The 12838-nt window shown below is 34.6% G+C and carries 8 protein-coding genes and 1 tRNA gene; 7 read left to right on the top strand and 2 right to left on the bottom strand.

Annotated features, from left to right (window positions below):
- The first annotated feature begins 39 nt into the window (after positions 1–39).
- On the top strand, positions 40–918 hold the full coding sequence (locus tag QM017_RS05640) for a LysR substrate-binding domain-containing protein (protein WP_178198394.1): 879 nt from the start codon (positions 40–42) through the stop codon (positions 916–918).
- A gap of 16 nt (positions 919–934) precedes the next feature.
- On the top strand, positions 935–2299 hold the full coding sequence (locus tag QM017_RS05635) for an MATE family efflux transporter (RefSeq protein WP_178198395.1): 1365 nt from the start codon (positions 935–937) through the stop codon (positions 2297–2299).
- 566 nt (positions 2300–2865) lie between these two features.
- On the opposite strand, the gene QM017_RS05630 is transcribed toward QM017_RS05635, so the two are convergent.
- Together QM017_RS05630 and QM017_RS05625 are read right to left on the bottom strand one after the other, a co-directional pair.
- Positions 2866–3276: a hypothetical protein gene (locus QM017_RS05630; protein WP_282709100.1), complete on the bottom strand. Its 411-nt coding sequence runs from the start codon at positions 3274–3276 to the stop codon at positions 2866–2868.
- Entirely contained in the window at positions 3273–3479 is a 207-nt protein-coding gene (locus tag QM017_RS05625; RefSeq protein WP_178198397.1) for a helix-turn-helix transcriptional regulator, read from the bottom strand. The genes QM017_RS05630 and QM017_RS05625 overlap by 4 nt, the downstream gene beginning before the upstream one ends.
- Before the next feature lie 674 nt (positions 3480–4153).
- Here QM017_RS05625 and QM017_RS09220 point away from each other — a divergent pair.
- The 5 genes from QM017_RS09220 to QM017_RS05605 all read left to right on the top strand — a co-directional run bounded on the left by QM017_RS09220 (position 4154) and on the right by QM017_RS05605 (position 12671).
- Entirely contained in the window at positions 4154–4372 is a 219-nt protein-coding gene (locus tag QM017_RS09220; protein WP_349238472.1) for a tyrosine-type recombinase/integrase, read from the top strand.
- A 662-nt stretch (positions 4373–5034) separates the two neighbouring features.
- Positions 5035–5244, top strand: coding sequence for a DUF2187 domain-containing protein (locus tag QM017_RS05620; protein WP_178198398.1), 210 nt, complete (start codon positions 5035–5037; stop codon positions 5242–5244).
- A 59-nt stretch (positions 5245–5303) separates the two neighbouring features.
- Positions 5304–5374, top strand: a tRNA-Gly gene (locus tag QM017_RS05615).
- A gap of 277 nt (positions 5375–5651) precedes the next feature.
- On the top strand, positions 5652–7343 hold the full coding sequence (argS, locus tag QM017_RS05610) for an arginine--tRNA ligase (RefSeq protein WP_178198399.1): 1692 nt from the start codon (positions 5652–5654) through the stop codon (positions 7341–7343).
- A 405-nt stretch (positions 7344–7748) separates the two neighbouring features.
- Entirely contained in the window at positions 7749–12671 is a 4923-nt protein-coding gene (locus QM017_RS05605; RefSeq protein WP_282709099.1) for an endo-alpha-N-acetylgalactosaminidase family protein, read from the top strand.
- The last annotated feature ends 167 nt before the right edge of the window (positions 12672–12838 follow it).

Here is a 12838-nt window from a genome sequence, read left to right as displayed (position 1 = left end):
AAATTGCGTAAATTTTTATGGGGGAAGTGAGATAATAAAATGGCTAATTTTTCGTACCAAGTATTTAGTGAAGTTGCCAAGCAAAAAACCTTCGTTGCTGCTGCTAAGGAATTAAATGTAACCCCTTCAGCGATCAGTCATTCGATTACAGGATTTGAAAAAGAGCTTGGTTTTGCGGTCTTTATCAGAAATAGAACAGGTGTGACGTTAACACCGGATGGACGAAGAATTTTACCGATTGTTCAAGAAATACTAAATACAGAAGCAAAGCTTAATGAAGAAGCAGCAAATATTAACGGATTGAATTCTGGAAGAGTTAGAATCGGAGCTTTTAGTAGTGTTTGTATTAACTGGTTACCAGATATTATTAATACTTTTAAAAAAGAGTATCCAGATATTGAATTGACGGTTAATCAAGGTGACTTTAATGATGTGGCTGAACAGGTCCGCTTGGGAATGTTAGATGTTGGTTTTAGTGCTTTACCAATTTCACAAAATTTAGAAGTTACACCTTTATGCAAAGATCGTATTTATTGTGTAACACCTCAAGATTTTGTACCCCAAAATAAAAAGACTGTCACGTTGGCTGATGTTGCTAATGAAACTTTTATTTTGCAACAAATTGATTATGATCGTGATACTAAAAAAGCATTGGATACTTATAATGTTTCATTAAATTCAATTCAATATAGTATCGATGATGCATCGATTATTGCTATGGTTGAAAGTGGTTTGGGTTTGGGAATTTTACCAGAATTAGCTTTACAAAAGCTTTCGGGTAAGGTAAATCATTATCCTTTTGCCGAAGACTTTTACCGCACAATTTGTTTAGTGACGCATTTTGAAGCACAACAAACACCTTCGACTAAGGCTTTTGTTAAGACGATTAAAAATTATTTAAAAGAAAAATATTGTTAAAACAGGGGATGAAGATTTGAAAGAACTAACTAAAGGAAATCCACTTAAATTAATTTTATTCTTTGCAATACCACTTTTAATCGGTAATTTATTTCAACAGTTATATACAATTTCAGACACATTGATCGTTGGACAAACATTAGGTGTCGATGCTTTAGCCGCTGTAGGTGCAACCGGAAGTATTCAATTTTTAATCATCGGGTTTGCACAAGGATTAACGGCTGGTTTAGCCATCATGACTGCACAGCATTTTGGAGCTAGAGACTATCGTAAAGTTCGAGAAAGTTTTGCAGCAAGCATTATGATTAGTTTAGTTGTTACTGTAATTTTAACCTTTTTGAGTTTGTATTTTATTAAAGATATCTTAGTGTTGATGCAAACACCTAAAAAAATTGAGCATGATGCATTTATTTTTATTTCTATTATTTTAGGTGGGATTATTGCTTCGATGGCATATAACTTATTAGCCAATATGATTCGAGGACTAGGTGATAGTCGGACACCACTTTATTTTTTGATTATTGCAGCTGTAGTTAATATTATTTTAGAATTATTATTTATCATTGTATTTAAATGGGGCGTTGCTGGTGCAGGGATTGCAACGATTGTAGCACAAACTTTTTCTGTTTTCTTATGCATTATCTATATCATCCGTAAAATTCCGCTATTACAAGTTCATTGGTCTGATTTTAAGAGTGTAACTTGGAAAGTAATCGGCCAACATCTTTATGTTGGTTTGCCAATGGCGTTTCAAGCATCGATTATTGCGATTGGTTCGATTATGGTCCAATCTGCATTAAATAGTTTGGGTACGACAGCTGTTGCTGCTACAACAGCATCTAGTAAGATTGATCAAGTGGCAACATTACCGATGATGTCTTTTGGAATTGCAATGGCAACATTTACAGCTCAAAATTATGGGGCACGTAAATACGGACGAATTTTACAAGGTGTTAAGCAATGCCTACTTGTTTCTTGTACTTTTAGTATTATTGCAGGTTTGTTGATCATGAAGTTTGGCCAAGAAATGGTGATGCTTTTTGTAGGGCATTCAGAACAAAAAGTTTTAGATTTATCTCAGGTTTATTTCAACGTTAACTGCACGTTTTATGTGGTTTTAGCGGTCCTATTTATTATTCGTTACACTTTACAAGGCCTTGGACAAAGTATCGTGCCAACGATTGCCGGTGTTTCTGAGTTAGTGATGAGAACCTTGGCTGCGTTGTTTTTGGCCACAACGTTTGGTTATGCGGGGGCTTGTTTTGCTAGTCCATTAGCGTGGATCGGTTCGTGTGTAGTGTTAATCTTTTCTTATGTTAAAGCAGTTAAAATGTTAAAGCGACGGGAGAAGTTAGAAAATAATTCGCTAGAAAATGAATAAATACAAAATGATATAGATTTTATTAAATAATTGAAATTTATAACGATAGGGAAGACGTTATCATACGGCTGATGCGTTAAGTGACGATAATAAGATCTTAGTATGGGTTACATATACCAAGATTTACAAAAATTATTTGGAAGAATCATGGTATATAAAATTAATGTTGTAAAAACGGACTATATCCATATTTTTGTTGATTGTAAACCATAGCATTATATTTTACAGACCGTCAAGATATTAAAATTTGTATGTTTAATATTTAAAATCTATTCTTAACGAAGAATAGGGTAAGGTATTGTTGTTTTTATTTATAATCTTTTTTTGTTAACAGCTATGAATGGACTGGAACAAAACTGGCGTATAATAACTAGTTAGATTGTGTAGTTATTATGGTAGGAGATGTCATTTTTTCTAAAACTTCTTGTTTAATACGGATTTCAATAATAAAAAGAAGTATTTTATAACGAATTTACAACTTTTGAAGAACGCTTCAATCATAAACATAAAAAGCAAACGAAATCACCAAAAAGTGGCTCTCGTTTGCTTTTTAAGTCTAATCATAATCAATATATCTCATTTCTACATTTTTTCTCAAGCATATTGCTAATAGTAATCAATATAATAGGCTGAATTGCAATAATGACTCCAGTAACAATCGCTGGAATTACATAATCTAAGCAAATAAATATGACGGTTGCTATACCTAATAATGCGGTATTAACCATATTTGTTATATTACCTGCCTTTTCTTTAATCATGATATTACGTTCATCCATAACATTGATTTTATAATCAGTATCATTTTTCATCATTTTGTTATGCAAGATTTGAACATGAGAAACACTAAAAACCATGCTTAATAAAACTGCAAGCCCCATATCTACCATTTTTGAAAAATTTGTAAAAAGAATAATAAGGACTAACAATAATGAAATAATATATCCAATGTACCAAATTTGATTTTTATTTTTCATTTTGCATTTTCCTCCTCATAGATAAAGATTTCTTCAACGCTCATGTGGAAGTATCTTGCAATTTTAAAAGCTAATATGATAGAAGGATTGTATCGGTCGTTTTCTAAAGAACCTATTGTTTGGCGAGATACTTCTAGTGCAGTAGCTAAATCTTCTTGTTTAATGCCTCTCTGCTTTCGTAATTCTTCTAATCGATTCTTCAAAATATCTCCCTTTCTATGGAAAGTAAACTTTCCACGCTTATATTATAGCAAATGTGGCTCTGATATCAAGTTTGCTTTCCGTTTTGCGGATTAGGATTATCGGATAACCTTCCAGTTGCTATCCTTATGTAGCGTCAGTTCATACTGTAATATCTGTGTCACCTTTTTTGATGTATCTTTGCAGGATTGGACAAGATTTCTTCGTTCTCGGCTGTTGGCGTGTAGGAGATAATCTTTCCGCCATCAAAGTCTGTATACTGGATTTTCTAAAAACATATCAACGCTGTATAAATTATCATAGTTGTCAATCAGTTTCTGAAATTTTAAATGCTGAACAATTGGATAGATGATATTGTTCCTTGCGGCAATGAAATGACAGTGCTGGATTTGGTGAAGAAATATGTGTCATAAAAAAACAGGTGTGAAGCATAATACAGAAGCCAATTACAAGTTTATCATTAACATTATCAAGAAAGAGGATTTTGGAAAAAACGGATTGATAAGGTGAAATTATCGGATGTAAAAGGTTGGCTGATTAAATTACAAAGCGACGGCAAAAGGTATAGCACTATACATTATGGGTGTGGCGTCGTAAGTCCAGCGTTCTAGTTGGCGATTGATGATAGAAAAATCCTTTTAAGTTCCAGCTTGCCACGGTAGTTGTCGATGACAGTGTGACAAGAGAATCCCGCACCAGAAAGCAGGAACGGGCGTTTCTGAAATTCGTGAAAGAGGATAAACACTTTTCCAAATACTACGAGGGAATTCATATCATTTTTAAGACTGGATTTCGGATTTCTGAATTTGTAGGGCTGACGATTGCGGATATTGATTTGAAAAACGGTGTTATCAACGTCAATCATCAGTTACAGCGAAAACGGAATATGTTATAGAGGAGATGAAAATCGAGTGCGGTACAAGACCTGTGCCTATAACATACGAGATGAAAAAGTGTTTCCGAAAAATCATTGAGAACCGCAAAAAGCCTAAGACAGAACCTATGATAGACGTAAAGTGGGTTTTCTGTATCTGGACAAAAATGATATGCCAATAGTTGTCCTTCGCTCGGAGAAATATTTCCAGCATATCTGTGAGAAGTATAATAAAATTTATAAATCTGAAATGCCAAAGGTAACGCCCCATGTCTGCCATCATACCATTTATTCTAATATGTATAGCAAAGTCGGACATGAACCCTAGGACATTGCAGAAGATTATGGAACACTTGGATATCGGCGTGACGTTGAACACCTATACCCATGTAGGCTTTTATGATATTCAAAAAGAGATGAAAAAGACACGTAGTTAGGTGAGTTGTAAAGTTGTAAAATGGAGTAAGTTTTACAACTTTTCAGAGGAAAAACTAACTTATAAGAAGAAATGTGAACATGATTAAAATACTATTCGTCTACTACGGCAAGATACTAATATTACTCAAGTAATTTTATGGTTCTGGCAGTGAGAGCCTTAAATATATTATTGTTAAAAAACTTGCATTTATTAAAAAAATTTGGTATTATGCGAAAAGATTGCTATCCGGTTAGGAGTGAATTTAATGGAAAAAGAATTCCAAATTGGCGATAAAGTAAAATGTAAAAAATTTGGTGCTTTGAAGCATGATTTTGTTGGTGCGATAGAAAAAATTTACGAAAATTCAGCAATGGTTGCAATTTTGGAAAATGACACTGAAGATGCAATTGCCGTTAGTGATTTTCATGAAAAAGCCATTGTTAGTTTGAAACATATGAAAAAAATTTCAGCATAATTTAAATAACTTGATGACAAGCTGGAAAAAAGGTGCTATACTATATTCCGTTAGTTAATGCGGGTGTAGTTTAGTGGTAAAATCCCAGCTTCCCAAGCTGATGTCGCGAGTTCGATTCTCGTCACCCGCTTGAATTAGCATCTTCAATTTTGAAGATGCTTTTATTTTAATAATTCGATGATAAAAGAAAAGTAGGATCTGATAAGCTTACAGCGAGCCTAGGATGATGGAAGCTAGGTAGTGGAAAGATTTGAAGCGCGCTTTTTAGAATGAAACATTTAAATACTTAAAGTGGATCGCTGATCAATTAGAGTGGTACCGCGGGATAAAAAATTCTCGTCTCTTACATGTGTGTAGTGTAAGGGACTTTTTTATTGATTAAAATTAATGTTTTTAGGAGGAAAATTATGGATTACAAACAACAAGTTGCCCAAGCAATTGCAATGGCTGTCGATGGTCAATTAGATCAAGCAGAAATCATGGCTAAAATTGAAGTGCCTAAGGCGTTACATTTAGGAGATTATGCTTTTCCAGCATTTGTATTATCAAAAGTTTTACGTAAAGCACCACAAGTAATCGCACAAGAATTAGTTGAAAAAATCAGTACAGATGGTTTTGAAAAAGTAGAAGCTGTGGGACCATATGTAAACTTCTTTTTAGCAAAGGATATTTATAGTCAAGATATTTTGAACCAAGTATTGGCTAAAGGTGCTGCTTATGGGAATCAAGATTTAGGTAAAGGACGTAATGTACCAATTGATATGTCTTCACCTAATATCGCTAAACCAATGTCGATGGGTCATTTGCGCTCAACTGTGATTGGTAACGCCATCGCCAATCTTTTGGCTAAGACGAACTATCAACCAATTAAGATCAATCACTTAGGTGACTGGGGCACCCAATTTGGTAAGTTGATTCAAGCCTACAAGATGTGGGGTAGTGAAGAAGAAGTTCAAAAAGACCCGATCAATACTTTGTTAGGTTACTATGTACGTTTCCATCAAGAAGATGTTGAAAATCCTGAATTAGATGATTTAGCACGTGAATGGTTCAAGAAACTTGAAGATGGTGATCCAGAAGCAACTAAACTTTGGAAATGGTTTAGAGATGAGTCCTTACAATTCTTTATGAGTATCTATGATAAGTTGGGAGTAACTTTTGATTCTTATAATGGTGAAGCTTTCTATAATGATAAGATGGATGAAGTTGTTAATCTTTTAGAAGAAAAGGGACTCTTAAAAGAAAGCAAGGGTGCACAAATTGTTGATCTTGAAAAATACAATTTAAATCCAGCTTTGATTAAAAAGACTGATGGAGCAACGCTTTATATCACACGTGATTTGGCAGCTGCAATTTATCGTCATCGGACTTATGATTTTGCACAATCTCTATATGTTGTTGGTAATGAACAAACTAATCACTTTAAACAATTAAAGGCTGTTTTAAAGGAAATGGGCTTTGCTTGGGCAGATGATATTCATCACATTCCATTTGGCTTGATTACTTCAGGTGGTAAGAAATTATCAACTCGTGCAGGTAACATCATCTTATTAGAAGATGTGTTAAATGATGCAGTTAGCTTAGCGTTAAAACAAATTGAAGAAAAGAATCCAACTTTAGCAGATAAAGAAATTGTAGCTGATCAAGTTGGTGTTGGTGCGGTTATTTTCCATGATTTGAAAAATGAACGTTTGAATAACTTTGATTTTGATTTGGAAGAAGTTGTGCGCTTTGAAGGTGAAACAGGTCCTTACGTACAATACTCACATGCACGCGCGATGAGTATTTTACGTAAAGCAGATGCTAAAGATTTAGCAGCTGGAAACTATGAATTATCCGATTCAAATGCATGGGAAACATTACGTTTATTGGGTGACTTTAGTAACGTTGTTAAGCGTGCGGTTAATGAATACGAACCATCAGTAATTGCTAAGTACGCAATTCATTTGGCAAAGGCGTTCAATAAATACTATGCTAATTCAAAAATTTTGGTTGATGATGAACAAAAGCAAGCGCGTTTGGCGTTAGTGAAGAGTGTGGCAATCGTCTTAAAAGAATCTTTGCGCCTCTTAGGAGTTCATGCTCCAGAAGAAATGTAAAAAATAAAAGACACTGCTGTGGCGGTGTCTTTTTTTACTTTCTTGATTTAAAAAAATTAATACAAGTTACTTATTTTATGCAAAAAAATTGTAAAGATTTTAGATTAAGTTTTGAGAAAAAAGTATAGAGTTCATTATAAAAAAAGAAGATAAATATTTCAAATAACTTTAAATAAAAGTAATAAAAATAGTATTTGAGATTGATATGTCAATTTTTTTATCCATTACTTGATATATTATTTTTTTTAATAAGTTGATATATTAAGCTTGAGAATCCTTGAAAAAACATATTAACAACGCTTTCTTTACGAAGTTAGAATACTTGGTGAAAATGAATAAATATTATGCGTAGTTTTATTGTTTTTCAGTAACTAAGTCAATTTTTTATAAAGGAGTAGTTTTGTCATGGATAAAAAAGTGCGTTATAAAATGTATAAAGCAGGACGAAAATGGGTTGTAGCTGCTTTGGTATTTACCAGTGTTGGGACAGTAACCGTGGTTACTACTAGAGCTAATGCTGATACCAACAGTAAAATAACTAAAAAAGTCAGTGTTAAACATAAAAAAAGCAAAAAAGTTAAGGCTACAACCAATACTGTTGTGCCTAAAAATCTTAGTTTTGTAAACTTGGCTAATAGTAAAATGACGGTTTATCTTTCTGATAAGTTTCCTACTGTTTATGGTTACAAATTTGAAAACGGTAAAGAATTTAAAGCTACACAACAGCAATTAACAACTATTAAGATTGATGATAAAGAATATACACCAACGGTCTCATATAATAAATCAGGTGACAATCAAATTATTTATACCATCACCATAAATGATGTCGCTAAATTTGATGTTGTTGCAACCTTAAGTGAAGAAACGTTTGGTTTTAAAGTGCAAAATCTAACTGAGTTAGGTGATCGAATCCATACACTGGCTATTCCAGGACTTGAGATGGCTTCGCTTGACACAGATGAGACTGATGCAAGTTTTGCAGGAATGAAAATGTATACTGCAACAAGTTCTTCAACTAATGGGCAAACAGGTGATACCTTTAAAACATTAGCTAAGCAGGGCGTTGATAAAGAAAATTATCGCTATGGCTTTTTGAATAATCATGATGTAGCGGTTGGTTTATGGACAAATGCAGCACAAGACGGAAATGATAAATCCGAAGATAACAAAATTATTTTAAATACTCAAAGTATTAATGGAAAAAATAATACAGGGATGGAATCTAACTACTTTACAATTCGAGCTAAGGATGACGATACATCTAAGTTAAGTGATGATATGTTAGATATGCCTGAATGGAAAGTGGCTTTTGCTTTTGATGAAAATAATGATGGAAAAGTTGACTGGCAAGATGGTGCGATTGCCTATCGTCAAATCATGAATAATCCTTATGGTTGGCAAGATACTAAACGCGTTGTTGTTCAACGTATTCCAATGAATTTTGCTTCGCAAGCAACTAATCCATTTTTAATGACCTTAGATGAAACCAAACGTGTCGCGGCAATTACTGATGGCTTAGGACAAACGGTTTTGCTTAAAGGTTATCAAAATGAAGGCCATGATTCAGCGCATCCAGATTATGATGCAATTGGACAACGCCAAGGTGGCGTCCAAGATTTCAATGAATTGATTGATGCTGGACATAAATTAAATGCAAGTTTTGGTGTGCATATTAATGCGACTGAAGCTTATCCGGAAGCTAAGGCATTTAATGAACAATTAGTTGATATTAACAGCAAAGGCTGGGATTGGTTGGATCCGTCATATTATATTAATCAGCGTTATGATGCTTTAAGTGGTAATCGTTATAATCGCTTAAAGAGCTTAAAACAAGAAGCACCAAACCTTGATTTTATCTATGTTGATGTATGGGGGAATCAAACTGAAGGTGGCTGGGAGTCACGTCGTTTAGCTAGTGAAATCAACAGTTTAGGTTGGAAATTGCACAATGAATTTCCAAGTGCCTTGGAATATGATAGCTTGTGGAATCACTGGTCAGCAGAAAAGGCTTATGGTGGCTCATCAACCAAAGGAATCAACAGTAATATTGAACGTTTTATCCGCAACAATCAAAAAGACTCTTGGATCATTGCTGATAACTCCTTGTTAGGTGGTGCAGAATTTGAAGCTTACGAAGGCTGGGTGGGTAAGACATCATTTGATAGCTTTGTTGATGTAACTTATCGCACTGATTTGCCAACTAAATTCTTGCAACATTTTAATATCATGAACTGGAATGCCAATTGGGATAATACTAAAAAAGACTATGTGGGCTCGATTAGCTTTGATCATGATGTTAAAGTTGATAATTCCAGTGGAACTAAGGTAATTACGCTTGATGGAATCCCAGTATTAAACGATAAGTTGACTTATGGTGGTTCTGAAACCGGACATAATGTAAGTATGCTATTACCGTGGGATTCAAGTGATGAAGTTGGTAATGGCGTCAAGAGTGGCACAAAAGACACGGATGGTTTGAATTATGATAAGATGTATTATTGGAACGATCAAGATGGCCAAACGACTTGGAAGTTAACCGATAAATTTAAGAATGCCAGCTCATTACATGTTTATAAATTAACTGATCAAGGACGTGTTGATCAAGGGACAGTGGATGTTAAAGATGGTAGTGTAACGTTAAATCTAGCTAAGCAAACGCCGTATGTTTTGACTGTTGCAGCCGAAAAATCAGAAGAAATAACCTTTGGTGAAGGCACACATCTAAAAGACCCTGGATTTAATGCTAAGGATACTTTGAAAAATAACTGGCAAATTACTAGTGGAAATCCAAGTGTTGAAAAAAATGATACCGGTGATTATCTGTTAAATGCTGGTAGCGAAAAACTAAGCATGACCCAAGAGTTAACGGATTTAGCGGCAGGAAAATATTCATTTTATGTAAATACCCAAACAAATAATCGTCCGGTAACCTTAACAGTTGATGTCGATGGTAAGAAGTATACGCGTTCATTTGAAGATTCAATCGTTCAAAACTATATCCAAGCTGATAGTAATCATACTAAGGGTTATCAAGAACAGACTAAATCATATATGCAAAAAGCGCGTGTTGATTTCGAAGTGCCAAGCAATGCCAAAACCGTGTCAATTACGTTAGCTGCAGATGCAAGTACTGAACAGACATTATTTGATGATTTACGAGTAGTAAAACGTAGTGGGAATTTGCAAGAAGGTAGTGTTGATGCTGATGGTAATACAATCATCATTTCACAAGATTTTGAAGATGCTGGGGCAATAGGTTTGTATCCATTCTTTAAAGGGCCTGCAGGTGGTGTTGAAGATCCACGGGTGCATTTGTCACAAAGACATGATAAATATACTCAATATGGGTGGAATGGTAACAAGATTGACGATGCTTTAGATGGTGATTGGTCACTTAAGGCACATAAACAAGCTAGTGGCTTGATGTATGTCACAGATCCACAATCGGTTAAATTTGAAAGCGGTAAAACTTATAAGATTGAATTTGATTATCAAACAGATGGTGCCGGACAATATCATCCAGTAATTATGAATGGTGAAACGGCTCAAACAGTTTATGATGGTTTAGCTAAGACAAGTGGTGATTTATCTACTAATGATTTGAGCAAAAACCATACCAAACATGTCAGCTATCTTGTAACAGCCGGTGATAATGCTAGTCAGATGGGCTTTGGTATTCAAAATGATGGTGGTGATACTGATTTTGTTTTAGATAATTTCAAAGTTACACAAATTGCAGAAAAAAATATTGATACTGAACAAAAACAAATTGCACGTGATAACTTACAATCACAAATTGATGCCGTTAAAGCATTGGATAAGAGTCAATATACTAATGGAAGTTACAAGAATTTAGTAGCTGTACTCGAAGATGCACAAAAAGTAGTGGCAAATGAAAATGCGACATTAAATGAATTGCAGACTCGATTGACAAAATTACAAGAAGCACAAAAGAAATTGATATTGGTTGAAGATACTAAATATATTTCCAATAGTAAAATTAAACCTATTAATGAATATGGCAATAGTAGTACGGGTGAAACAATCGACAAAGCCTTTGATGGTGATCCTAATACGATCTGGCATACGGATTATAGTCTAACAACTACTACTCAACAACGGACAGTTGAGATGGATTTGGACAAAGACTACGAATTAAATGGCTTTGTTTATGTACCACGTGCAAGTGGTAAAAACGGTCTTATCACTGAATATGAAATTCAAATTCCAGATACTATTAAAGCAACCGATCAATGGAAGACAATTGCTAAAGGAACATGGACTGGTAATAATAGTGTTAAGACGGTCAACTTTGATCCTGTTACAACCAATAAGATTCGTCTTGTCCCAGTGCATACGATTGGTGATGCAGCCGATAAATTTGCGTCAGCGGCAGAATTTAAGTTGATGATTAACCGGACGGCGCCATCTTTGAGCTTAAAACAAAACGCAGTTGATTTGCCAACGAATACTGACTTGAGCAGTGTTGATTGGAATCAATACTTTGAATACAATGATAGTATCGACGGGGCAGTTTATGATGATTTGCAAGTTGATACAAGTAAAGTTGATATCAAAACTCCAGGAAAATATGAGGTAACGCTTACTGCAACTAACACTGCAGGATTGACAGCTCAACAAAAATTAACAGTTAATGTTAAAGCAAGTTCAACCCAAGATGATGCACAAAAATATCCGCCAGTGGCACAAGAAATAACGGTCAACGTTGGTGCTAAAATTGATTTGGCAGATATTATTACCAATCAAGGCAGTTTTCCAGCAGGAACAACGGTTTCGTGGCTAAAAGAAATCGAGACGACTACACCAGGCGTTAAAGAAGGCAGCGTCCAGATTGCTTATCCTGATGGTTCAAAGACTACTCTTACTGTTAAAGTAGCAGTTTTGGCTAATCAAGCAGGTCCAACGTTAGCACAACAATACGAACCACAAGGAATTAATCTTGTAGTTACACAAGGGCAGGCGCTAGATGCAACACAAGCGATTAAGAATAAGGATAAGTTACCTGCTAATACGAAGTTTGCTTGGAAACAAGCAATTGATTCACAAAAACTTGGAACAAGTGAAACTACAGTAATTGTGACTTATGCAGATGGATCAATTGACGAAGTGAATGTGAAAGTTCAAGTTGTTAAGACAACTACTAAACCATCCACAGAAAACAAAGATCAGACTGGTTCAAAGAAACAAGTCAATAAAAATAACTTGCCACAAACAGGTGAAGCAACTAATAATTTAGTTGGAATCGGAGGACTGATTGTCACAGCGGCTATTGGTTGTTTAGCGTGGTTTAAGAAATTCTTTTAGACTATAAAAGTAAGTTTTGAAAAGAGTCATGAATTAGTTCATGGCTCTTTTTTGCTACACTTATTAAGTGATATTTATTCTATCAGCTAGTTAAATGTGGCATAGCGATGCTAAAAAATAATCATTCCAAAAATATTGCGCGTTTATTAGCAATATTTTTGAAATGA

Origin of the sequence: Ligilactobacillus sp. Marseille-Q7487 (assembly GCF_949152225.1) — a bacterium.
In the GTDB taxonomy this organism is placed as follows: Bacteria; Bacillota; Bacilli; order Lactobacillales; family Lactobacillaceae; genus Ligilactobacillus.
This window is presented reverse-complemented; position numbering and strand designations above follow the sequence as displayed.

Coding starts and splice junctions, on each gene's coding strand:
- QM017_RS05640 (WP_178198394.1), top strand. CDS start 40: ATGGCTAATTTTTCGTACCAAGTATTTAGTGAAGTTGCCAAGCAAAAA.
- QM017_RS05630 (WP_282709100.1), bottom strand. CDS start 3,276: ATGAAAAATAAAAATCAAATTTGGTACATTGGATATATTATTTCATTA.
- QM017_RS05620 (WP_178198398.1), top strand. CDS start 5,035: ATGGAAAAAGAATTCCAAATTGGCGATAAAGTAAAATGTAAAAAATTT.
- argS (WP_178198399.1), top strand. CDS start 5,652: ATGGATTACAAACAACAAGTTGCCCAAGCAATTGCAATGGCTGTCGAT.
- QM017_RS05605 (WP_282709099.1), top strand. CDS start 7,749: ATGGATAAAAAAGTGCGTTATAAAATGTATAAAGCAGGACGAAAATGG.